Genomic DNA, 22,996 nt, shown 5'->3' on the forward strand with positions numbered 1-22,996 from the left:
CCTTACTTCGTTGCCTCGGGCGCCGGCGCAGCGGCCGCGGGCGCGGCTGGTGCGCTGCCAGGCGCCTGCCACGGCACGGCCTTCACGGCGGTGCCCGGCGGCATCATCTGCAGCTTCTGGAAGCCGTCGACCATGACCTGCTCGCCCGCCTTCAAGCCGTCGAGGATCACCCAGCGACCGTTCTGCTGGCCGCCCACCTTCACGGTGCGTTTTGCAATCTTGCCCTCGGCATCCACCACCGAGACGGAATCACCCTGTGCCGAGCGCGTCACGGCTTGCTGGGGCAGCGTGATCGCATTGCCCGCCGTGGCCTGCTCCAGGCGCACGCGCACATACAGACCCGGCAGCAGCGTACCCTGGGGGTTGGGCACCTCGGCGCGCAGTGTCACCTGGCCGGTGGTGCTGTCCACGGTCAGGTCGGAAAACAGCAGGCGGCCCGGCTGCTCGTACACGCTGCCGTCTTCCATCACCACCTGCACGGCAGCGGCTTGCGCCCCCGCGCCCTTGAGCTGGCCACTGTCCATGGCCTTGCGCAGCTTGTAGACCTCGGAGGCGGACTGGGTGAAGTTCACGTACATCGGGTTGATCTGCTGGATCACCGCCAACTGGGTGGCCTCGCCCTGCCCGACCAGAGCGCCTTCGGTCACCAGCGCGCGGCCAATGCGCCCGGAGATGGGCGCTGTCACGCGCGCGTAGTTCAGGTTGATGTTGGCGGTCTGCACCGACGCCCTGCCTGCAGCCACATCGGCCTCGGCCTGCTTCTGGGCCGCCACGGCGCTGGCGTACTCCTGCTGGCTGATCGCGTTTTCCTTCACCAGGGGCGCATAGCGTTCTGCCAGCGCGGTGGCCTGCGTGAGGTTGGCCTGCGAACGGGCCAGCCCCGCCTGTGCGCTTTGCACAGCCGCCGCATAAGGCGACGCGTCGATGCGGAACAGCGCCTGGCCCGCTTTCACGTCGCTGCCTTCGCGGAACAACCGCTCTTGCAGGATGCCCGCCGCGCGCGCCCGCACCTGGGCCACCCTCGAGGCCTCCAGCCGGCCCGGCAGCTCCGTCATGAGACCCACGTCACCCGGTGCGACCGTGACCACACCCACTTCTGGCGCCGGCATGCCGCCACCGGCCGCAGCAGCGGGGGCTGCGGGCTTGTCGCAAGCGCTCAACACCACGGCAAGCGCCAGCACGGACAGTCCTCGCAACAAGTGGGTCGGTTGCATGGAAACAAACCGGGTGCGCGAAACGGGCGCAGACTTGATGGGGCTCAAGGCGGGCATGGGAGTCCTTGGGATGAAAGATGAGCGAGGCAAAAAGGCAGGGAATACCCTGACCACTTGCTCCCTCGCAAAACGGCGAAGTATACATACATACAAGAATGTATGTATAGTCCTGCAATCCCTCAAGGGGATGCAATCTGGAGACACAACCATGGTTCGACGCACCAAAGCCGATGCGCTGGTGACACGCAACACCCTGCTGGATGCTGCAGAGCATTTGTTTCAGGCCCATGGCGTTTCACGCACGTCACTCAACGACATTGCCACGGCCGCCGGCACCACGCGCGGCGCGATCTACTGGCACTTCAAGGACAAAGCCGACTTGTTCAACGCCATGATGGAGCGTGTGACCATGCCGCTGGAAGGCGCGCTGGCCAGCACGGCGCGCACGGCTGAAACCGCTGCCAATCCCCTGCTCTCGCTGCGCGACTTGATGATGAACGCGCTCAGGCAGACCGCCACGGATGAACAGACCCGCCGCGTGTTCGAGGTGGCCACGCACAAGGTGGAGTACGTGCCTGAAATGCAGGCGGTGCGCGACCGCCACCTGCAGGTGCGCAACGAGTGCGTAGCCATGACCGAGGAAGCCCTGCGCGAAGCGGTGCGCCGTGAAGACATCAAGTTGGCCATGCCGCTGTCCACCGCAGCGCTGGGTCTGCATGTGATCGTGGACGGCCTGATCCAGAACTGGCTGCTGGACCCTTCGGCGTTTGACCTGGAAAAGAGCGGGCGCCACACGGTGGACACCTACCTCGCCGGGCTGGGCTTCAACCTGCCGGCCACCCGCGCTGTGCGCCGCTCGGCGCCCAAGGACGCCAGGCAGTCCGCCCCCGTGGACTGACGTTACAACTCGCGCTGCGGCGGCTCGCCCGCGGGCGTGTGCAGGCTCCAGGCCAGTGGCGAGCCCGCACCCACGACGGCGCCCACGATCCAGAACACGGCGCCCACCCCCACCAGCGCACCCACCGAGCCAAACAGCAGCGGCATCACCACGCTCGATCCGTTGATGGCCATGGCCCGCAGGCCCAGCGCTTCACCATGGCGGTGGTGCGGGGTCATCTGATGCAATGAACTCATGATCATGGGCTGAACCGAACCCAGCGCCAGACCCAGCAGGATGGACAGCGCCCCCATGGCCCAGGCCGCGTGCACCAGCGGGTACACGGCAAACAGCAGCGCGGTGGCGCCCATGGCCGAGCCGATCACCACGGATTCGCGCAGGTGCGCGGCCAACCAGGGCATGAGCACGCGGATGGCGGTGGCGGCCAGCGCAAACGCGCCCAGGATGGAGCCGATCACGGTGGCGCTCAGACCGCGCTCGTGGCCCAGAACCGGCACGAGGAAGGTGTGCACGTCCCAGCAAGAAGACAGCATCCAGTTGATCATCATCAGCTTGCGAAAGCCTGCATCCTTCAGCAGGTTCCATGACGAGCCGCTCGACTGGCGCAGCTCGGGCGCCATCGGCTCGTGCTCGACCGTGTGGCGCACCCAGAACCAGGTCAGGGACGGCAGCAAAGCCAGCAGCAGGAAGGCTGCGCGAAAACCGAAGCTGTCGATCATCACGCCTGCGGCAAACGGGCCCAGGAAGTTGGAGATGGATGGGCCGATGGCCATCCAGCTGAACACCTGCTTGAGCTCGGTGGCGTTGTTCGCCAGACGCCCCACATGGCGCTGCAGCGCGATCATGGCCAGGCCGGTGGCCGCGCCGCAGGTGAGCGCGGTGACACACAGCACACCGAACACCGGGAAGACCACCGAGATCGCCGCGCCGGCGGAGGCGATTCCCACCGCCATGGCCACGGGCTTCTTGAGCCCGCGCCGATCGGCGTAGCGCCCGGCCGGCAATGCCATGAACACTGGCGCCAACGCAAACAAGGCCAGCAACATCCCCACCGCCGCCGGGCTGTAACCCTCGCGCAGCGCCATCAAGGGCGCGGCCATGCGAAAGCCGGTCATGCAGGCATGCAGACAGATCTGCGCCGCAATCAAGCGCGCCAGATCGGAGCGCAGCGTTGGGTTCAAGCGTCTCCGGGATCGTTGGGGTCCAGCGGCAGCAGCGCACTGGCCTGTTCCTGCGGCAGCGCCTCCACTGCCTTGAGCGCACGGCCCATGGCGCGGCTGCGCGTCTCGGCGCTGTCCAGGGTGTTGAGCACGGTTTGGGTCTGGCTCTTCACCCGCGCCAGCACATCGCCGAACTTGCCGAACTCGGTCTTGACCGCACCGAGCACCTGCCAGACCTCACTCGATCGCTTCTCCAGCGCGAGTGTGCGAAAGCCCATCTGCAACGAGTTGAGCATGGCCATGAGCGTGGTGGGCCCGGCCAGCGTGACCCGGTACTCGCGCTGCAGCACCTCCATGAGGCCCGGACGGCGCAGCACCTCGGCGTACAGCCCTTCGGTGGGCAGGAACAGGATGGCGAAGTCGGTGGTGTGCGGCGGCTCCAGGTACTTGTCGGCCATGGACTTGGCCTCCAGCTTGATGCGCTGCTCGAGACCGCGCGCCGCGATCTCGGCGCCTTCAGCGTCGGCGCGCTGCTGCGCGTCCAGCAGGCGCTCGTAGTCTTCGTTCGGAAACTTGGCATCGATCGGAAGCCAACACGGCACGCCCGCGTCGCCGCGACCGGGCAGCTTGATCGCGAAGTCCACCGTGAAGCGGCTGCCCGGTTTGGTCATGACCTGCGTGGCGTACTGATCGGGCGCAAACACCTGCTCCAGCAACGCGGAGAGTTGCGCTTCGCCGAACATGCCGCGCGTCTTCACGTTGGTCAGCAAGTGCTTCAAGTCGCCCACGCCTTGGGCCAGCGTCTGCATCTCGCCCAGGCCCTTGTGCACCTGCTCCAACCGGTCGGCCACCTGCTTGAAGCTCTCGCCCAGGCGTGCCTGCAGCGTGCTCTGCAATTTTTCGTCGACCGTGGCGCGCATCTCGTCAAGCTTGGCGGCGTTGCCTTGCTGCAGTTGCATCAACTGCGCTTCCAGCGTGGCGCGCACCTCGGCCAGGCGACGCGAGTTGGCCTCGCTCAGGTCCTGCAACTGGCGCGTGAGCGTGTCGCCCAGCGTGCCGCGCAGTTGCACCAGTTGCTGCGCAAAAGCGTCGATCTGCGCGTTCTGCGTGCGCGTGGCCTCTGCCCCCTGGCTGGTGAGGGCCTCCTGAAACGTGGCCAGGGTCTGCTGCAGTTCCTGGCGCGCCGTGCGTGAGCCATCGGCCATCTCGCGGCGCAGTTCGCTCTCGACGCGCTCCACGCGCGAGGTGGTCTGTTGCAGTTGCGCCAGCAGGGTCTGGCGGTGCGCCAGTTCGTCGGCATCCACCGCTGGCTTGCGCAGCCACAGCGCCACCTGCATCAGCACCCCGACGGCGGCGAGCACGAGCAGCGCGATGAGAAGCGCCGAGTCGGTCATCCCCGTGCGCCTTTGCCCAGGATGTCGGCGTTGATGGGTGTCAGCGGCTTGCCCTGAGTGAGGTAACCGATCAAGTTGTCGGCGGCCAGTCGGGCCATGGCGCGGCGCGTGGCGATGGTCGCACTGGCGATGTGCGGCGTGAGCACCACGTTGGGCACGGTCAACAGATCGGGGTGCACCTTGGGTTCGCCCTCGTACACATCCAGGCCGGCGGCGGCGATCACGCGGTTGCGCAAAGCCTGAGCGAGCGCTGCGTCATCCACGATGCCGCCGCGCGCGATGTTGACCAGCGTGGCGGTGGGCTTCATCTGCGCGATCTCGGCTGCGCCGATGGTGTGGTGGTTTTCCGGGCTGTAGGGCAGCACCAGGATGAGGTGATCGGCCGACTTGAGCAGCGTGGTCTTGTCCACGTAGGAGGCTTTGCATTCGGCCTCCAGCGCAGCATCCAGCCGCGAGCGGTTGTGATAGATCACCTTCATCCCGAAGCCGTGGGCGCCACGGCGCGCAATGGCCTGACCAATGCGGCCCATGCCCAGGATGCCCAGTGTGCTGCCGTGCACCTCGGCTCCAGCGAACATGTCGAGCGCCCAGCGGTTCCACTCTCCGGCGCGCAGGAAATGCTCGCTCTCGGTCAGGCGCCGGGCCGTGGCCATGAGCAGCGCGAAGCCAAAGTCGGCGGTGGTCTCGGTCAGCACGTCGGGCGTGTTGGTGGCCAGCACGCCGGCCGCACTCAGGGCGGGCACATCGAAGTTGTTGAAGCCCACAGCGATGTTGGCCACCATGCGCAGCTGCGGGCAGGCCGCCGCCACCGCGCCGTCTATGCGCTCGCTGCCGGTGGTGAGCGCGCCCACCTTGCCCTGCAGGCGTGCAATCAGCTCGGTGGGGGTCAACACGCTGTCGGTGTCGTTGGTGTCAACCTCGAAATGCTGACGCAGATGGTCAACAACGTCGGGGAAAATCTTGCGACTGACGAGGATGGAAGGCTTTTGTGCCATGGATGCGTCTCCAGAAAATCAGGTGAACCAGAACCAGGTCATGAGGGCGAACAGCGGCAGCAGAATGCCGACCGACCAGGCCATGTAGCCGAAAAAGCTCGGCATCTTCACCCCACGGTCTTCGGCGATGGCCTTGACCATGAGGTTGGGTGCGTTGCCGATGTAGGTGTTGGCGCCCATGAACACAGCGCCGGCCGAGATGGCCACCAGTGTGGACGCCATGGTCGTCATCAGCATCTGCGGATCTCCACCTGCGGTGTTGAAGAACACCAGGTAAGTCGGCGCGTTGTCGAGGAACGAACTGAGCGCACCCGTGGCCCAGAAGTACATGCCCGGATTCGGGGTGCCGTCTTGGTTGGTGACGGCGCCGACCACCGCGCCAAACGGACCGTTCACGCCCGCCTTGAGCATGGCGATCACCGGGATGATGGTCAGGAAGATCGCGGCAAACAGCTTGGCCACTTCCTGCATCGGGCCCCAGCCGAACTGGTTGCCGTCGTGCGCGCTGGCCGGCGTGATCTTCAGCGAAACGAGTGTCACAACGATCAGGCCGATGTCGCGCACGATGCCCGGCAGGCCGACATCGGTACCGGCGATGGTGAACATCACCGACGACTTCCACAAACCGCTGAGCAACACCAGAAAGACCACCACACCCAACAAAGCGAAATTGACCGAGCCATCGAACCCGAGGCGTTGCGTGTCTGGCGTGGGATCCGTCGGTTGGAACTCCTCGCGCCGGTGGTAGAACCACCAGTCGATGGCGTAAAACAGCGCGAGCAGCACACCGATGAGGAACAGCGTGTGGCCCCAGAGGTGCGTCACCGTCCAGAAAAAATCCACGCCTTTGAGGAAACCCAGGAACAGCGGCGGATCGCCCAGCGGGGTGAGCGCACCACCGGCATTGGAGACGATGAAGATGAAGAAGACCACCACATGCACCTGATGCTTTCGGTTGTCGTTGGCACGGATCAGTGGCCGTATCAGCAGCATCGACGCACCGGTGGTGCCCATGAAACTCGCCAGCAATGCGCCCAGGGCCAGCAAGCCGGTGTTGAGCAGCGGGCTGCCATGCAGGTTGCCCCGCACGAAGATGCCGCCGGCCACGGTGAACAGGGCAGTCAGCAGGATGATGAAAGGGATGTACTCGGCGAAAGCCGCGTGCACCACGGCCACCCCGGTTGCCGCCGGGCCGAAGGTGATCGCAAACGGCACCAGAAAGGCGAGACCCCAAGCGGCGGCCACCTTGCCGAAGTGGTGGTGCCAGAAGAGGGGCGCCACCAACGGCATCAGGGCGATGGACAGCAGCACGCCCGCGAACGGCACCCCCCACAACACCGACAACTGCGCACCATCGAGTTCGGCCGCGTGCGCAAGGCCGGGCAGCAGCGCACCGGCCAGGGCCAGCGCCTGCACGCTTTTCTTGTTCATGGGTTTCTCCGGATGGGAATCGCTCAGACCGCGAGCAGGTCCACTTCGAACAGCAGCGTGGCGTTGGGAGGAATCACACCACCGGCACCGCGCGCACCGTAGCCCAGCGCGGCTGGAATCACCAGACGGCGCGTGCCACCCACCGCCATACCCTGCACGCCTTCGTCCCAACCCTTGATCACATGACCCGCACCCAGCGGAAACTCAAACGGCTGACCACGGTCCTTGCTGGAATCGAACTTGGAACCCTGCACACCGTCGTTGAAGAGCCAGCCGGTGTAGTGCACCTGCACCGGGCGCCCGGCCTGGGCGACCTCGCCATTGCCGACCACGGTGTCTTCGTACTGCAGGCCGCTGGGGGTGGTGATCATGGTGTCTCCTGTGATTGAAAAGAAAAGGGAAAGAGGCGCGATTATTCCAGCCAGGTCGTGAACGACTCGACGGTCTCGCGCGGCGTGTGAAATCCGTTGACCTTGTCGCTTGGGTCGGCATAGCCCAGGGCCATGCCGCAGACCAGCATTTCGCTGTCGCCGGCACCGATGTGCGGCAGGATGATCTTGGCGAAACCATTCCACGCTGCCTGCGGGCAGGTATGCAGCCCATGACCGCGCGCGGCCACCATGATGTTCTGCAGGAACATGCCGTAGTCCACCAGCGAGCCGCGGCCCATGACGCGGTCCAGCGTGAACATCAGGCCCACTGGCGCGTCGAAGAAGCGGTAGTTGCGCTGGTGCTGCGCGTGCATCTTGTCCTTGTCGCCCTTGGTGATGCCCAGCAGGCCGTACAGGCTCCAGCCGTTTTCACGCCGGCGGTCGATGTAGGGGCTGACCCATTTCTCGGGGTAGTAGTCGTATTCCTCCCGGTACTCGGCGGCCAGCGACGGGTCGGCGCGCAGCGCGTCGTGCGCGGCACAGACCTTGTCTGCCAATGCGTCGCGGCTCTGGCCCTGCAACACATAGACCTTCCAGGGCTGCGTGTTGGTGCCCGACGGCGCACGGCTGGCTACCTGCAGCAAATGCTCGATGGTGGCGCGCGACACAGGTCGCGGCAGAAAGGCGCGCGCCGACATGCGGCTGGTGATCGCCGCGTCGACGCTGACGGCGTCGATCACGGTCGCGGTGGGGTTGTGGCTCATAGCAAGGTCTCCAGGGTTGTCTTCAAAGCGTCGGGCAAGGCCACAGGCCGGCGAGTCTGCCGGTCAACGTAGACATGCACGAAGTGGCCACAAGCGGCAGCCAGGTCTTCACCATCGGCGAACAGGCCCACCTCGTAGCGAACACTCGACTTGCCCAGGTGCGCCACGCGCAGACCGGCCCACACGGTTTGTGGAAAGGCCAGCGGCGCGAAGTAGTTGCACTGGGTTTCGATCACCAGCCCGATCACCGGGCCGCCGTGGATGTCGAGCGCGCCCTGCTCGATCAGGTGAGCGTTGACCACGGTGTCGAACCAGCTGTAGTACACCACGTTGTTCACGTGGCCATAGACATCGTTGTCGGCCCAGCGGGTGGTGATGGAACGCAGCACACGGTAAGCGCTGCGGGGCAAAGGTTGGGGGCGTGCGACCGGCGCTGGACTGCTCATGGCGCGGAATTGTGCCAGCGCGTGGCGCCCGCAACTGTCGCAGCCGTCATCGCGAACGGGGATGACCCTTGCCAGCGCCCGTGGTACTGCACCGCCGTGCGGTAGGTGTTCATCTGCACCTGCACGGTGGCCTCCATGTCGGTGCCATAGCCACCGGCCATCACGAAAGCCAGCGGCAGGCGGCGGGTCCAGGCCCAGTCCATCACGCGCCGGTCGCGCGCCTCCATGCCGTCGAACGTGAGCTTCAAGCGTCCCAGCCGGTCTCCTTCGTGTGGATCGGCTCCTGCAAGGTAGATCACCAGCCCAGGCTCGAAGCGTCGCTCCATTTCCTCCAGCGCACGCTCCAGCGCTTCGAGGTACTCTGCATCGCCACAACCATCGGGCAGCTCCACGTCCAGATCGCTCGGCTCCTTGCGAAAAGGAAAGTTCCTGGCACCGTGCAGCGACAGCGTGAACACCGAATCGTCGTTAGCAAAAATCCGCGCTGTGCCGTTGCCCTGGTGCACATCAAGATCGACGATGGCCACGCGCAGCATGCCGCGCGCACGGTTTTCGCGTGCGTGCTCGGCCTGCATCAGGCGAGCAGCCACGGCGGCATCGTTGAAGACGCAGAAGCCGCTGCCCTTGTCGGGGTAAGCGTGGTGGGTGCCTCCGGCCAGATTGGCGGCCAGGCCGCTGCCACTCAAGGCGCGACGGCAGGCCTGCACCGTGGCCCCCACCGAACGGCGCGCCCGCTCGGCCATGGCCGGGCTCCAGGGAAAACCGATCTCCCGCTGCGCGGCCGGCGCCAAGGTACCGGTGTGAACGGCTTTTATATAGAGCGGCGTGTGCACCAGTGCCAGCTCGCCGTCGCTGGCCGGATTGGCTTCCAGCAGCTCGACCTGCGGCAGCTCCCTGGCCAGGCGTTCGCGCAAGCGGCCATATTTGGCCATGGGAAAACGGTGTCCCGCCGGCAGCGGCAAGATGAAGTGGTCGGCGTAGAAGGCTTGCAAGTCGGTACGTGCTGTGGTCAGAAGGACCAAGGATTGTGTCCGCCATGGGTATTCGGTGGGCGTGTGCGTCTTTTAGGCCATGACATCTAGAATGGTGCAGCGCAGCAAAAACCGCTTGCGCTGTTGAGGGTTATCCCTATAATCGCGGTTATGTTGCAGTGCAGCAATGTGAACAAAAAGCAAAAGCGTCCAGACAGCGCCGTGTTCCCAGCAGCCTTCAACTAAACCCTGTTTTACCCAAGTTTAGGAGTACGAATAATGCTGACCGCCGAACAAATGATTGCCGCCCAGAAAGCCAACATCGAGACCATTTTTGGTCTGACCCAGAAAGCCTTCGAAGGCGTGGAAAAGCTGGTTGAACTCAACGTGCAAGCCACCAAGGCCGCACTGTCCGAGTCCGCCAACAGCACCCAGGCTCTCCTCAGCGTCAAGGACGCTCAGGAACTGCTGACGCTGCAAGCCAGCCTGATGCAGCCTCTGGCTGAAAAGACCGTGGCTTACAGCCGCCACCTGTACGACATCGCCCAAGGCACGACCGCCGAATTCGGCAAGGCCGCTGAAGCCCAGGCCAGCGACACCCAGAAGAAATTCATGGCTGTCGTTGACAACGCTTCCAAGAACGCACCTGCCGGTTCCGAAACCGCCGTGGCCGTGATGAAACAAGCCGTCTCCGCCGCCACCAATGCCGTGGAATCGGTGCAGAAAGCTGTCAAGCAAGCCACCGAAATGGCAGAAGCCAACTTCAATACCGTGACGACCTCGGCCGTCAACGCTTCGAAGTCGGTCGCCAAAAAGCGCTGAACAACCGGTTGATCGTGCCGTTGATCGGCCGCTTGAAGTTTTCATCCAGGCCGCAAACTAGCATCACTGCACGATCTGCCTGACTCTCATGGGAACAGGTTTCAGATCAAACCCGTTCTTCTGGTTGTCTCCTCGGGTCCTTTTCGAAATTCGATTTCATCGGACCCCTTAAGCCCCCGCCGCAAGGCAGGGGCTTTTTTTATGGTCGAGCGCCATTGACCGGTTTCAACCGGGCCAGCTGGGTCTTGAGTTGCGGCAGCGCTGCAAGCATCGCCGCCCTGCCCGCGTCGATGGAGCGTTTGCGCGAGGCGAAGTCGGCACTGCCCACGCCCGCCAGTGCCGGGCGCACCACCACGTCGGCGGTGGCCAGTTCGTGGCGGTTGATGCTCTGGCCCATGATCGCGAAGGTCTGCAGAAGCACGCGGATGTTGCCCACCGCCAGATTGCCTTCGGGGGCGCTGGAGATGTCCACCGCCAACACCACCTCGGCCCCCATGTCGCGCGCCTGCTGCACGGGCACGGGCGCCACCAGACCACCGTCCACATACTCTCGTCCGGCAATGCCCACGGGTGCGAACAGACCGGGCACTGCGCTGGAGGCGCGCACGGCCTGCGCCACGTCGCCCCGGCGGAACAGCACACCCTGCCCGGTGCCCAGATCGGTGGCCAGCACGCCCAGGGGCAACGCCATCTTCTCGATCACACGGCCGTCCACCGCCTGACTCACGTAGCGAGCCAGCGCCTCGCCCCGCAGCAGACCGCGCCCCAGAATGGGCAAGGCCCAGTCGGTCAGGGTCACCTCGTCCATGCGCATGGCCACGCGTTCGAGCTCGGTGGCAGTCTTGCCACTCGCGTAGAGCGCCGCCACCAGGCTGCCCGCCGAAGTGCCCGTCACCAGATCAGGCCGGATGCCGCTTTCCTCCAGCACCTGGATCACGCCCACATGGGCGAAACCCCGCGCTGCCCCACCGCCCAGCGCCAGACCCAGCCGGGGCGCCCGCATGACCGGCACCACCACGGGCTCCTGAATCCGCGGCGGTGACACGGGCGGCACGACCACAGGCCCCTGCACCGTCGAGCAAGCTGTCAGAAGAGCCGCGCCGAACACAAATCCCCAGGATTTGCAATACTTATTGAGAACAATTCGCGTTAGTGTTAGCATCATTCCCATTATCCGGCAAGCCCTGAGCGCGCGCGCCGGGCGAACAGCTCTTGTTTCCTTCATTTCAACTCCCGAGGATCCCCATGACTTCGTTCCGCAAACTCTCGATTGCCCTGGCCGCGGTGGCCGCCACGCTCGGCCTGCACGGCCAGGCGCTGGCACAGGACAAGGTGCTCAACCTTTACTCGGCTCGCCACTACCAGACCGACGAGGTGATGTACGACACCTTCACCAAAACCACCGGTATCAAGATCAACCGCGTGGACGCCGACGACGCCGGCATCGTGGCCCGCCTGCGCGCCGAAGGTGCCGCTTCGCCAGCCGACGTGATCCTGTTGGTGGATGCTGCCCGCATGGCCTCGGCGGATAGCCAGGGCCTGTTCCAACCGATCCAGTCTGCCAAGCTCGATGCAGCCATTCCCGCCAACCTGCGTGCCACCCCCGGCGAAGGCGGCGTGACCTGGACCGGCTTCTCAACGCGTGCCCGCGTGATCGTGTACGACCCGATGCGCGTGAAAGCCGCTGACGTGGCGACCTATGAACAACTCGCCGACCCCAAGCTCAAGGGCCTGGTCTGCACGCGCTCTGGCTCACATCCGTACAACCTCTCGCTGTTCGCCACCGTGGTGGAGCGCCTGGGCGACCAGAAGGGTGAAGCCTGGCTCAAGGGCGTGGTGGACAACATGGCCCGCGCGCCCAAAGGTGGCGACACAGACCAGATCAAGGCCGTGGCCTCCGGCGAATGCGGTGTGGCGCTGAGCAACACCTACTACATCGCCCGCCTGATCAAGTCGGACAAGCCGGAAGACCGCGCGACGATGGAAAAAGTGCGCGTGATGTTCCCCAACCAGGCCACCACCGGCACACACGTGAACATCGCTGGCGCGGCCGTGGCCAAGCACGCCAAGAACCGCGACAACGCCGTGCAGTTCATGGAGTTCCTGGCCAGCCCGTTCGCGCAGGACTACTTTGCCAACGGCAACAACGAGTTCCCGGCCGCCAAGGGCTTGAAGATCGCCAATCCAGCCATCAAGGCCATGGGCGGTGACAACTTCAAGGCCGAAACCGTGCCCTTGGGCGTGGTCGCCAAAAACATGACCAAGGTGCAACAGATGCTGGATCGCGTGGGCTACAAGTAAGCCCACTGACTCAACAAAAAGCCCGCAGTCGCGGGCTTTTTGTTTGGTGGTCAGTACACCTGGGGCACGTGAATTTCACCGGGTACCTGGTGGCGCCGGTAACCTTCGTGTCGCACGCGCTCGGGCAGCGTGATCGTGGCGCGCTCCACCTCGCCATAGGGCATCTGCTCCAGCAGATGGTGAATGCAGTTCAGGCGCGCCTTCTTCTTGTCGTCGGCCTGCACCACCCACCAAGGTGATTCCGGAATGTGGGTGCGCTCCAGCATCACCTCTTTGGCCTTGGTGTAAAGCTCCCAGCGACGGCGGCTTTCCAGGTCCATGGGGCTGAGCTTCCATTGCTTGAGCGGATCGTGTATGCGACCCAGAAAACGAAGATGTTGCTCTTCGTCGGAGATGGAAAACCAGTACTTGATGAGCTGGATGCCCGAACGCACCAGCATCTTTTCGAACTCGGGCACCGAGCGGAAAAACTCTTCGTACTGCTCGTCGTTGCAAAAGCCCATGACACGCTCAACGCCGGCGCGGTTGTACCAGCTGCGATCGAACAGCACCATCTCACCGGCGGCCGGCAGGTGGGCCGCGTAGCGCTGGAAATACCACTGCGTGCGCTCGCGGTCGTTGGGCGCGGGCAGCGCGGCCACGCGGCACACGCGCGGATTCAGGCGCTGGGTGATGCGTTTGATCACGCCGCCCTTGCCCGCCGCGTCACGCCCCTCGAAGATGATCACCACCTTGTGCCCGGTGGCCACCACCCAGTCTTGCAGCTTCACCAGCTCGGCCTGCAGCCGGAACAGCTCACGAAAGTACTGTTGCCGGGCCGCTTTGTGCTGCATCAGAGCCTCGGCATCCTGCGGTTCCTCCACCCGGTCCTCCATCTCCATTTCCAGCTCTTCGTCGTAGCCGTCCATCAAGTCGGTGTGGATGCGGCGCAGCAGCTCTTCCTGGCTGTCGAACATGGGGACTCCATTCGTGGCAAAAGATGTCCAGACTAGATCTACCCGATGACAATGCCGTGACAACAGCCTGCCGCATAATCGCCACCTGATTGACGTTTACGTCAACGTCAAACACCCTCAACGACACAGGAGCACAACATGGACATTCAAGGCAAGGTATTCATCGTCACCGGCGGCGCATCGGGCCTGGGCGAAGGCACGGCGCGCATGCTGGCGGCCAACGGCGGACGGGTCGTGATTGCCGACATGCAGGCTGAAAAAGGCGAAGCCGTGGCCAAGGAAATCGGTGGCACCTTCGTGAAATGCGACGTGAGCAGCGAAACCGACGGCCAGGCTGTGGTGGCCCAGGCGTTGTCGATGGGCAAGCTCATGGGCCTGGTGAACTGCGCGGGTATTGCCCCCGCTGAGAAGACCGTGGGCAAGAAGGGCCCGCACAACCTGGGCGTCTACACCAAGACCATCATGGTCAACCTGGTGGGCAGCTTCAACATGATCCGCCTCGCGGCCGACGCCATGTGCAAGAACGAACCCGAAGCCACGGGTGAGCGCGGCGTGATGATCAGCACCGCCAGCGTGGCGGCGTACGACGGGCAGATCGGCCAGGCGGCCTATGCGGCCAGCAAGGGTGGCATCGTCGGCATGACGCTGCCGATCGCGCGCGACCTCTCGCGCAACGGCATCCGCAACATGACGATTGCGCCCGGCATCTTCGGCACACCCATGTTGTTCGGCATGCCGCAAGAGGTGCAGGACGCGCTCGCCGCCAGTGTGCCCTTCCCCAGCCGCCTGGGCACGCCGGCCGACTACGCCAAGCTGGCCAAGCACATCATCGAGAACGACATGCTCAATGGCGAAGTGATTCGACTGGACGGGGCGATCCGGCTGGCGCCAAAATGAGCTCCCGCGCGCCGCACCTGCGGCGCGTCGCCCCCCAAGGGGACAAACACCTGCGGCCTGGCAAGCCAGTTCCACGGGGTTCTGGGTGGACTTCCCTTCGTTGACATGGATGGGGACTTGACATGAAACGTCTTGCATGGATCCTCGCCTTGGCACTGTTGAGCGCTTGCGCTGCGCCTCCCTCAGTGCAACAACCCGAAGGCGCTTCGGGCCTCACCGCCAAACCGGGCTGGACCTTCCAGCGCCAGGCCGTGGCCGCTGCCAATCCGCTGGCAGCTGAGACCGGTGCGCGTATCCTGCGCGCTGGTGGCAGCGCGGTCGACGCGGCGATCGCGGTGCAGATGGTGCTCACGCTGGTGGAGCCACAGTCCAGCGGCATCGGCGGGGGCGCATTCTTGCTGCACCACGACGGCAAACGCATCCAGGCCTTCGACGGCCGCGAAACCGCGCCCGCCGAGGCCGGTGAACAGTTGTTCCTCGACGCACAGGGCAAGCCCATGCCCTTCCTGGACGCCGTGACGAGCGGCCGCTCGGTGGGCGTACCGGGCGCGGTGATGATGCTCGCGCAGGCCCACCGCCAACACGGCAAGCTGCCCTGGGCGCGCCTGTTCGAGCCCGCCATCGCACTGGCCGAGCAAGGCTTCGGCATCAGCCCGCGCCTGCACACCCTGCTCCTGACCGAAACCGCGCTCAAGTCCGATCCAGTGGCCGCCGCCTACTTCTACCGGCCAGACGGCCAGCCGCATCCGATAGGGCACGTGTTGCGCAACCCCGAGCTCGCGCAGGTGCTGCGCAACATTGCCGCGCAAGGGCCGAGCGCGCTGCACGACGGACCCGTGGCCCGCGCCATCGTCGACAAGGTGCAGCAGCATCCCCTGCGACCCGGCCGCCTCGGCCTCGACGATCTCAAGCGCTACCAGCCGCGCGAGCGCGAAGCCCTGTGCCACGAGCACACGGCCGCGCGGCGCGCCTTGCGCATCTGCGGCTTTCCCCCACCAAGTTCGGGCGCGATCGCGGTGGGCCAGATCCTCGGGCTGCTCGCGCGCACACCGCAGGCGCAAGAGCCTCTGGTGCAGCTCAATGGCGCCGACCCAGTGCCCTCGGCCAACTGGCTGCACAGCTATGCCGAGGCATCCCGGCTGACCTTTGCCGACCGTGCACAGTACGTGGCCGACCCCGATTTCGTGGCCGCGCCCGGCGCTCGCTGGAGCAGCTTGCTCGACGCGCGCTACCTCGACGAACGCGCCCGCCTCATCACCCCGGCCCGCATGCCACAGGCGCCAGCTGGCCAACCAGGCGGCGCGCAGGTTGCCTGGGCACCCATGGTGGACCAACCCGAAGACGGCACCAGCCACATCAGCATCGTCGACTCATTCGGCAACGCACTGGCCATGACCACAACCATCGAGTCGGCGTTCGGCTCGCGCCTGATGGTCACCACCGACCCGAAGCGATCGGGCGGCTTCCTGCTCAACAACGAACTCACCGACTTCAGCTTTGCGCCGCGCGATGCCCAGGGCCAACCCGTGGCCAACCGGGTCGAGCCCGGCAAGCGGCCGCGCTCGTCCATGTCGCCCACACTGGTGTTCGACAAGGCTTCTGGTGAGTTGCTCATGAGCACCGGCAGCCCGGGCGGCGCCCTCATCATTCACTACACGGCCAAGGTGTTGCATGGCGTGCTGCAGTGGGGGCTGTCGCCGCAGGCCGCCATCAACCTGCCCAATTTCGGCACCACCGGCGGTCCGCTGCTGCTCGAGCAGAATCGATTCCCCGCCCTCAGCGTGCAGGCGCTGCGCGACCGCGGCCACACCGTGCAGGAAGTGGAGATGACGAGCGGTCTGCAGGCCATCCAGCGGGGCCAGCGCGCGTGGCTGGGTGGCGCCGATCCGCGGCGCGAGGGCATCGTGGCGGGTGACTAGATGTCAATCGCGGCGGCCGAGCCCGCCAGCTTGCGCAACTCGAACTTCTGAATCTTGCCCGTGCTGGTCTTGGGCAGTTCTCCGAACACCACCGCACGCGGCACCTTGAAGCCGGCCAGGTGTTGCTTGCAGTGCGCCACGATGGCCTCGGCCGTGGTGTCTGCACCGGCCTTCAGCTCGATGAAGGCGCACGGTGTCTCGCCCCACTTGGCGTCGGCCTTGGCCACCACCGCGGCTGCCAGCACCGCGGGATGGCGGTAGAGCACGTCTTCCACCTCGATCGACGAGATGTTCTCACCGCCCGAGATGATGATGTCCTTGCTGCGGTCCTTGATCTTGAAGTAACCGTCGGCGTATTGCACCGCCAGGTCGCCGCTGTGGAACCAGCCGCCCTCAAAGGCCTCCGCGGTGGCCTTGGGGTTCTTGAGGTAACCCTTCATCGCGATGTTGCCCTTGAACATGATTTCCCCCATGGTCTCGCCGTCCTGCGGCACAGGCTGCAAGGTCTCGGGATCGAGCACGCGCACGTCGCGCTGCAGGTGGTAGCGCACACCCTGGCGCGCGTTGAGCCGCGCACGCTCGCCGATCTCCAGCGCATCCCAGCTCTCGTGCTTCGCACACACCGTGGCCGGGCCATAGACCTCGGTCAGACCGTACACATGGGTGAGGTCAAAGCCCATCTGCTCCATGCCTTCGATCATCGAGGCCGGGGGCGCCGCGCCCGCCACCATGGCCTTCACGCCAGCCGGCAGCCCCACCTTCATCGCGGCTGGCGAATTGACCAACATGCCGTGCACGATGGGCGCGCCGCAGTAGTGCGTCACCCCGTGGTTGCGCATGGCATCGAAGATCGCCTGCGCTTCCACGCGGCGCAGGCACACGTTGACGCCTGCGCGCGCGGCCACCGTCCACGGAAAGCACCAGCCGTTGCAGTGAAACATGGGCAATGTCCACAGGTACACCGCGTGCTTGGGCATGTCCCACTCCATCACGTTGGACACGGCGTTCATGGCAGCACCCCGGTGGTGGTAGACCACGCCCTTGGGGTTGCCGGTGGTGCCGCTGGTGTAGTTGAGCGCGATGGCATCCCACTCATCGGCCGGCAGACTCCAGGCAAACGCCGGGTCGCCGCTGGCGAGGAAGGCTTCATAGGTGCTGCTGCCGATGCGCTCTGCTGCGCCGTTGAAGAGCACATCCTCCACGTCGATCACCAGCAAGGGCGTGGTCGCCTGGCGCATCGCCAGCGCCTTCTGCAGCGTGAGCGAGAACTCGGGATCCACGATCACCGCCTTGGCCTCGCCGTGGTCGAGCATGAAGGCAATGGCCTCCGGGTCCAACCGCGTGTTGAGCGCGTTGAGCACCGCACCCGCCATGGGCACCCCGAAATGCGCCTCCACCATGGGCGGGGTGTTGGGCAACATCACGGCCACGGTGTCGTTCTTGCCGATACCGGCGCGCTGCAAGGCGCTGGCCAGGCGCCGGCAGCGGGCGTAGGTCTCACCCCAAGTCTGGCGCAGCTCACCATGCACGACGGCCAGCCGCTGCGGGTAGACCTCGGCCGTGCGCTCGATGAACGAAAGCGGAGAAAAAGGCGCGAAGTTGGCCGCGGTGCGCGGGAGGTCCTCGTCAAAGATGCTGGTCATGGCGGTTGTCTCCTGGTGTTCTGGGGCCTTGCGAGAGAATACCCCCGTGGCCATCCCCCAGACCTTCATCCAGGAACTGCTCAACCGCGTGGACGTGGTCGACGTGGTGGGTCGCTATGTGCAGCTCAAGAAGGGCGGCGCGAACCTGATGGGCCTGTGCCCGTTCCATGGCGAGAAGTCGCCGTCGTTCAGCGTCAGCCCCACCAAACAGTTCTATCACTGCTTCGGCTGCGGAGCCAACGGCAACGCCATCGGCTTCCTGATGGAGCACGCCGGCATGAGCTTCATTGAGGCGGTGAAAGACCTGGCCCAGCAAACCGGCATGCAGATCCCTGAAGATGACGCGTCGCCGCAGGACCGCGAACGCGCAGCCCAACAGCGCCAGAAACAAGTCACGCTGACCGACGTGCTGGAAAAAGCCGCGCAGGCCTACGCCAAACACCTCAAGGCCGCGCCGCGCGCAGTGGACTACCTCAAAGGCCGGGGACTGTCGGGCCAGATCGCCAAGACCTTCGGCCTGGGCTACGCGCCCGAAGGCTGGCGGGCACTCGCCAGCGTGCTCCCGGATTACCAGGATCCGCTGCTGGTCGAGTCCGGCATGGTGATCGAGCACGAGGATGAAAGAGGAGCTGACGGGCAGTCCAAACGCTACGACCGCTTCCGCGACCGCATCATGTTCCCGATCCGCAACGTCAAGGGCGAGTGCATCGGCTTTGGCGGGCGCGTGCTCGACAAGGGCGAACCCAAGTACCTGAACTCACCCGAAACGCCTGTGTTCAGCAAGGGCCGCGAACTCTACGGCCTGTTCGAAGGCCGAACCGCCATCCGCGTGGCCGGCTACGCCCTCGTCACCGAGGGCTACATGGATGTGGTCGCCCTGGCGCAACTCGGCTTTGCCAACGCCGTGGCCACGTTGGGTACGGCGTGCACGGCCGATCACGTGCAAAAGCTCTTCCGCTTCACCGACTCGGTGGTCTTCAGCTTCGACGGCGACGGCGCCGGACGGCGCGCCGCGCGCAAGGCGCTCGACGCCGCCCTGCCCCTGGCCACCGACACGCGCAGCGTCAAGTTTCTGTTCCTGCCCGCCGAGCACGACCCCGACAGCTTCATCCGCGCCAACGGCGAGGCGGCGTTCGCCCAGTGCGTGAAAGAAGCCGTGCCGCTCTCGCGCTTCCTGATCGAAGCCGCCGGCGCCGACTGCGACCTCTCCACGGCTGAAGGCCGCGCGCGCATGGCCAGCCAGGCCCGCCCGCTCTGGGGAGCCCTGCCCGACGGCGCCCTGAAGCGCCAGTTGATCGGCGAGCTGTCCACCGGCATCGGCATCGGCAGTGCGGACCTGCTGCAGCTCTGGCAGCAAACCGGAGGCGGCTCGCGTGCGCCTCGCGCGTCTGGACATGCGCCAGCGCAACAGTCGCGCGACCCGGGTTACGACGGCGGCGCGGCATACGAATCATCTGGAAACGCATACGAGTCCAGTGGAGGCAGCAGCTTCCGCAGCGACAGCGGCAGCACCTACGGCAAGAAGGGCTACAGCAAGTGGCGCAAGGGCCCTCCCCCGCCGCCACGCATGCTGGGCACACGCCGCGCAGGTGGCAGTCGAGCTGACCGCGCCGTGGGCTTGCTGCTGGCCAATGCCCAGGCTTGGGACGGCCTCTCTGCGGACGACCACAGTCTGCTGGCCCACCTGCCCGCTCCCCACGGCGCGCTTTTCGCCTGGCTGGAGGCACAACTGCACGAGCACGGCCCGCAGCCCTGGGCCGCCCTGCGCGAAGCCCTGCGGGGACACGAGCACGAGGCGTTTGGCTGCACGCAGGTGGAACAGGTCCCGCCCAGCGACGATCCTGCCTCTGAACTCTCCGAGCTGACCGATGTGATGAACCGCCTGCGCCGGGACGGTCTGGAAGCGCAGGCACGCCAGTTGGCCGACCGTGTGGCCGCAGGCGACCCAAGCGCCCTGGAAGACTACAAGCGCGTGAGCACACAGCTGGCTGCCCTGAAAGCCAGCGCCTGAGACTGGCGAAATACGGGCAGCGCGGTATAATCCACGGTTTTGCACCGCAAGCGCGACAGCAGCACCTCCGGCATCGGCCCGGCCCTTCGACAAGGGCTACATGGACACTTCTCCTGGCCACCTCAGCGACCCGACCCGGGCCTGACGGAACCCCGCAAGGACTGCACACCAAATGTTCGCCCCAACAGCTTGCAGGCCCGCCCTTTCCGGCGAAAGGCGGGCGTTGTGCCCAACAAAATCACCGGGGTGGACCGCGTTGCGCGGCCTTCAGGCGTTTTTTGTGTGTTCTGCCGGTTCCAGTTCGACATTTTTCTGAGGTCCTCATGCCCGCGAAGAAATCCAGCACGCCCGTCTCGTCCAGCACAAAACCCGCCCAAAAGGCCGTTGCTCGCGCCACCGCCCCGGCTTTGCCCCCGAAGAAAGCTCCTGCTGTGACCGACAAGACCCCCGCCAAAGCCGCCGCCAAGGCCGCGCCCGCCAAAAAGACCGTTGCCAAGGCACTCGACACCGAGTTGCTGGACGACGCGCCAGCGAAAAAGAAGGCCGGTCGCCCGGCCAAGGCCGCCGCAGGCGACGACAAGCCCGCCGCCAAACGCGGCCGCAAGCCCAAGGTCGATGCCAAGGGCAAGTCGTCCAGCAGCGACATCGACGACGCCGACCTGAGCGACATCGAAGACGACCTGACGGGTGAAGTCGAAGTCGAAGCGGTCGACACCTCGTCGACCACGACCGAGAAGGTCAAGCCGCTGCGCATGAAGATCAGCAAGGCGAAAGAGCGCGCGCTGATGAAGGAATTCGGCCTGGACGAGACCGTCCTCTCCGAAGAGGAAGCGCGCAACCGCCGCGAACGCCTCAAGACCCTGATCAAGCTGGGCAAGACCCGCGGCTACCTCACGCACGGCGAAATCAACGACCACCTTCCCGACAAGCTGGTCGAGGCCGAGACGCTGGAAGTGGTGGTCTCGCTGCTCAACGACATGGGTGTGGCCGTCTACGAACAGACACCCGACGCCGAGACTCTGCTGCTGAACAACACCGGTCCCACCGCCGCCACCGAAGAAGAAGCCGAAGAAGAAGCCGAAGCCGCCCTGTCCACCGTGGACAGCGAGTTCGGCCGCACCACCGACCCGGTTCGCATGTACATGCGCGAGATGGGTACGGTGGAGCTGCTCACGCGTGAAGGCGAAATCGAAATCGCCAAGCGCATCGAAGGCGGCCTGAACGACATGATGGCCGCCATCAGCGAGAGCCCGGCCACCATCGCCGAGATCCTGGTGATGGCCGAAGACATCCGCAGCGGCAAGGTTGTCATCTCCACCGTGGTCGACGGCTTTGCCGACGCCGACGCCGCCGATGACTACGTGGCCGAAGAAGACTTCGACGATTACGACGAAGCCGATGACGACGATGGCAAAGGCGGCTCCAAGGCGCTGACCCGCAAGCTCGAAGAACTCAAGCGCGAAGCCCTCACCCGCTTCGACACCATGCGCGCGCTGTTCGAGAAGCTGCACAAGACCTACGACAAGGAAGGCTACGGCACGCCGAGCTACCTCAAGACGCAGAAGTCCATCACCGAGACGCTGATGTCGATCCGCTTCACCGCCAAGGCCATCGAGAAGCTGTCCAGCACCATGCGCAGCCAGGTCGACGACGTGCGCAAGAAAGAGCGCGAGCTGCGCCGGATCATCGTGGACAAGTGCGGCATGCCGCAGGAGAAGTTCATCGCCGACTTCCCGGCCAACCTGCTCAACCTGAAATGGGTGGAGAAGCAAGCCGCCGCCGGCAAGCCCTGGAGCGTGGTGATGGAACGCAACATCCCGCCGGTGCAGGAACTGCAGACCGGTTTGATGAACATCCAGAGCAGCGTGGTCGTGCCCCTGGCCCATCTCAAGGACATCCACAAGCGGATGAACTCGGGTGAATCCACCTCGCGCGACGCGAAGAAGGAGATGATCGAGGCCAACCTGCGCCTCGTGATCTCGATCGCCAAGAAGTACACCAACCGCGGTCTGCAGTTCCTGGATCTGATCCAGGAAGGCAACATCGGCCTGATGAAGGCGGTGGACAAGTTCGAATACCGCCGCGGCTACAAGTTCTCGACCTACGCCACCTGGTGGATCCGCCAGGCCATCACCCGCTCGATCGCCGACCAGGCGCGCACCATCCGCATCCCGGTGCACATGATCGAAACCATCAACAAGATGAACCGCATCAGCCGTCAGCACTTGCAAGAGTTTGGTTTCGAGCCCGATGCGTCCATCCTGGCCGAGAAGATGGAGATGCCCGAAGACAAGATCCGCAAGATCATGAAGATCGCGAAAGAGCCGATCTCGATGGAAACCCCCATCGGCGACGACGACGATTCGCACCTGGGCGACTTCATCGAAGACCAGGCCAACACCGCGCCCATCGAGGCCGCGATGCAGGCCGGCCTGCGCGAAGTGGTCAAGGAAATCCTCGACAGCCTCACGCCGCGCGAAGCCAAGGTGCTGCGCATGCGCTTCGGCATCGAGATGTCCACCGACCACACACTGGAAGAAGTCGGCAAACAGTTCGACGTGACCCGCGAACGCATCCGCCAGATCGAAAGCAAGGCGGTGCGCAAGCTCAAGCATCCGAGCCGCTCGGACAAGCTGCGCAGCTTCATCGACACGCTGTAAGGCGCGTCAGACAAACAACAAAAAGGGGAGCCAGCGGCTCCCCTTTTTGCTGGGTGCATCACGACGGCCAACGCCCGCCATCAACAAAAGATGCCAACCTGCACCGTGATCCAAATCCCACTGGGGGCATCCAACGAGCGCCA

The 22,996-nt window shown here is 65.1% G+C and carries 19 protein-coding genes; 7 read left to right on the forward strand and 12 right to left on the reverse strand.

Going from position 1 to position 22,996, the window contains the following annotated elements:
- Positions 1–2: 2 nt before the first annotated feature.
- Positions 3–1,214 (reverse strand): efflux RND transporter periplasmic adaptor subunit, encoded by a 1,212-nt coding sequence (locus tag IV113_RS02450; RefSeq protein ID WP_291080454.1) that lies wholly within the window; start codon positions 1,212–1,214, stop codon positions 3–5.
- Between the two features lie 208 nt (positions 1,215–1,422).
- Here IV113_RS02450 and IV113_RS02455 point away from each other — a divergent pair, with 208 nt between their 5' ends.
- Positions 1,423–2,112, forward strand: coding sequence for a TetR family transcriptional regulator (locus IV113_RS02455; RefSeq protein ID WP_291080456.1), 690 nt, complete (start codon positions 1,423–1,425; stop codon positions 2,110–2,112).
- Between the two features lie 2 nt (positions 2,113–2,114).
- Here the strand turns inward: IV113_RS02455 and IV113_RS02460 are convergent, their stop codons facing one another.
- The 8 genes from IV113_RS02460 to IV113_RS02495 are packed head-to-tail and all read right to left on the reverse strand — an operon-like array spanning position 2,115 to position 9,665.
- Positions 2,115–3,281 (reverse strand): MFS transporter, encoded by a 1,167-nt coding sequence (locus IV113_RS02460; protein ID WP_291081166.1) that lies wholly within the window; start codon positions 3,279–3,281, stop codon positions 2,115–2,117.
- Positions 3,282–3,289: 8 nt separating this feature from the next.
- Complete coding sequence (rmuC, locus tag IV113_RS02465; RefSeq protein WP_291080458.1) at positions 3,290–4,666, reverse strand: DNA recombination protein RmuC; 1,377 nt, start codon at positions 4,664–4,666, stop codon at positions 3,290–3,292.
- Positions 4,663–5,661: a D-glycerate dehydrogenase gene (locus IV113_RS02470; protein WP_291080460.1), complete on the reverse strand. Its 999-nt coding sequence runs from the start codon at positions 5,659–5,661 to the stop codon at positions 4,663–4,665. The genes rmuC and IV113_RS02470 overlap by 4 nt, the downstream gene beginning before the upstream one ends.
- 18 nt (positions 5,662–5,679) lie before the next feature.
- Positions 5,680–7,092 (reverse strand): sodium:proton antiporter, encoded by a 1,413-nt coding sequence (locus tag IV113_RS02475; protein ID WP_291080462.1) that lies wholly within the window; start codon positions 7,090–7,092, stop codon positions 5,680–5,682.
- A gap of 23 nt (positions 7,093–7,115) precedes the next feature.
- On the reverse strand, positions 7,116–7,463 hold the full coding sequence (locus tag IV113_RS02480; RefSeq protein ID WP_069046865.1) for an FKBP-type peptidyl-prolyl cis-trans isomerase: 348 nt from the start codon (positions 7,461–7,463) through the stop codon (positions 7,116–7,118).
- Between the two features lie 41 nt (positions 7,464–7,504).
- On the reverse strand, positions 7,505–8,227 hold the full coding sequence (locus tag IV113_RS02485) for a nitroreductase (RefSeq protein WP_291080465.1): 723 nt from the start codon (positions 8,225–8,227) through the stop codon (positions 7,505–7,507).
- Positions 8,224–8,673: a thioesterase family protein gene (locus IV113_RS02490; protein WP_291080467.1), complete on the reverse strand. Its 450-nt coding sequence runs from the start codon at positions 8,671–8,673 to the stop codon at positions 8,224–8,226. Before IV113_RS02490 ends, IV113_RS02485 begins: the two co-directional genes overlap by 4 nt.
- Complete coding sequence (locus IV113_RS02495; protein ID WP_291081168.1) at positions 8,670–9,665, reverse strand: histone deacetylase; 996 nt, start codon at positions 9,663–9,665, stop codon at positions 8,670–8,672. Before IV113_RS02495 ends, IV113_RS02490 begins: the two co-directional genes overlap by 4 nt.
- A gap of 255 nt (positions 9,666–9,920) precedes the next feature.
- Here IV113_RS02495 and IV113_RS02500 point away from each other — a divergent pair, with 255 nt between their 5' ends.
- The gene (locus tag IV113_RS02500) at positions 9,921–10,466 is read left to right on the forward strand and encodes a phasin family protein (RefSeq protein WP_291081170.1); all 546 of its coding nucleotides are present in this window, start codon (positions 9,921–9,923) and stop codon (positions 10,464–10,466) included.
- 199 nt (positions 10,467–10,665) lie between these two features.
- Here the strand turns inward: IV113_RS02500 and IV113_RS02505 are convergent, their stop codons facing one another.
- Positions 10,666–11,469, reverse strand: a complete 804-nt coding sequence (locus IV113_RS02505; RefSeq protein ID WP_291081172.1) for a patatin-like phospholipase family protein — start codon at positions 11,467–11,469, stop codon at positions 10,666–10,668.
- A 242-nt stretch (positions 11,470–11,711) separates the two neighbouring features.
- Between IV113_RS02505 and IV113_RS02510 the strand changes: the two genes are divergently transcribed.
- On the forward strand, positions 11,712–12,767 hold the full coding sequence (locus IV113_RS02510; protein WP_291080469.1) for an extracellular solute-binding protein: 1,056 nt from the start codon (positions 11,712–11,714) through the stop codon (positions 12,765–12,767).
- Between the two features lie 50 nt (positions 12,768–12,817).
- On the opposite strand, the gene ppk2 is transcribed toward IV113_RS02510, so the two are convergent.
- A complete protein-coding gene (gene ppk2 / locus IV113_RS02515) occupies positions 12,818–13,723 on the reverse strand; it encodes a polyphosphate kinase 2 (protein WP_291080472.1) in 906 nt (301 codons plus the stop codon).
- Positions 13,724–13,861: 138 nt separating this feature from the next.
- Here ppk2 and IV113_RS02520 point away from each other — a divergent pair, with 138 nt between their 5' ends.
- A complete protein-coding gene (locus IV113_RS02520) occupies positions 13,862–14,620 on the forward strand; it encodes a 3-hydroxyacyl-CoA dehydrogenase (RefSeq protein ID WP_291080474.1) in 759 nt (252 codons plus the stop codon).
- Between the two features lie 122 nt (positions 14,621–14,742).
- Positions 14,743–16,539, forward strand: coding sequence for a gamma-glutamyltransferase family protein (locus tag IV113_RS02525; protein ID WP_291080476.1), 1,797 nt, complete (start codon positions 14,743–14,745; stop codon positions 16,537–16,539).
- Here the strand turns inward: IV113_RS02525 and IV113_RS02530 are convergent.
- A complete protein-coding gene (locus IV113_RS02530; RefSeq protein ID WP_291080478.1) occupies positions 16,536–18,182 on the reverse strand; it encodes an acyl-CoA synthetase in 1,647 nt (548 codons plus the stop codon). The two genes, IV113_RS02525 and IV113_RS02530, sit on opposite strands and share 4 nt — an antisense overlap.
- Positions 18,183–18,228: 46 nt before the next feature.
- On the opposite strand from IV113_RS02530, the gene dnaG reads away from it, so the two are divergent.
- Both dnaG and rpoD read left to right on the forward strand, forming a co-directional pair.
- Positions 18,229–20,193 (forward strand): DNA primase, encoded by a 1,965-nt coding sequence (gene dnaG / locus IV113_RS02535; protein WP_291080480.1) that lies wholly within the window; start codon positions 18,229–18,231, stop codon positions 20,191–20,193.
- A 323-nt stretch (positions 20,194–20,516) separates the two neighbouring features.
- Positions 20,517–22,853, forward strand: coding sequence for an RNA polymerase sigma factor RpoD (gene rpoD / locus IV113_RS02540; RefSeq protein WP_291080482.1), 2,337 nt, complete (start codon positions 20,517–20,519; stop codon positions 22,851–22,853).
- Positions 22,854–22,996 lie beyond the last annotated feature (143 nt).

Source organism: Hydrogenophaga sp., assembly GCF_018780385.1.
Lineage (GTDB): Bacteria > Pseudomonadota > Gammaproteobacteria > Burkholderiales > Burkholderiaceae_C > Hydrogenophaga.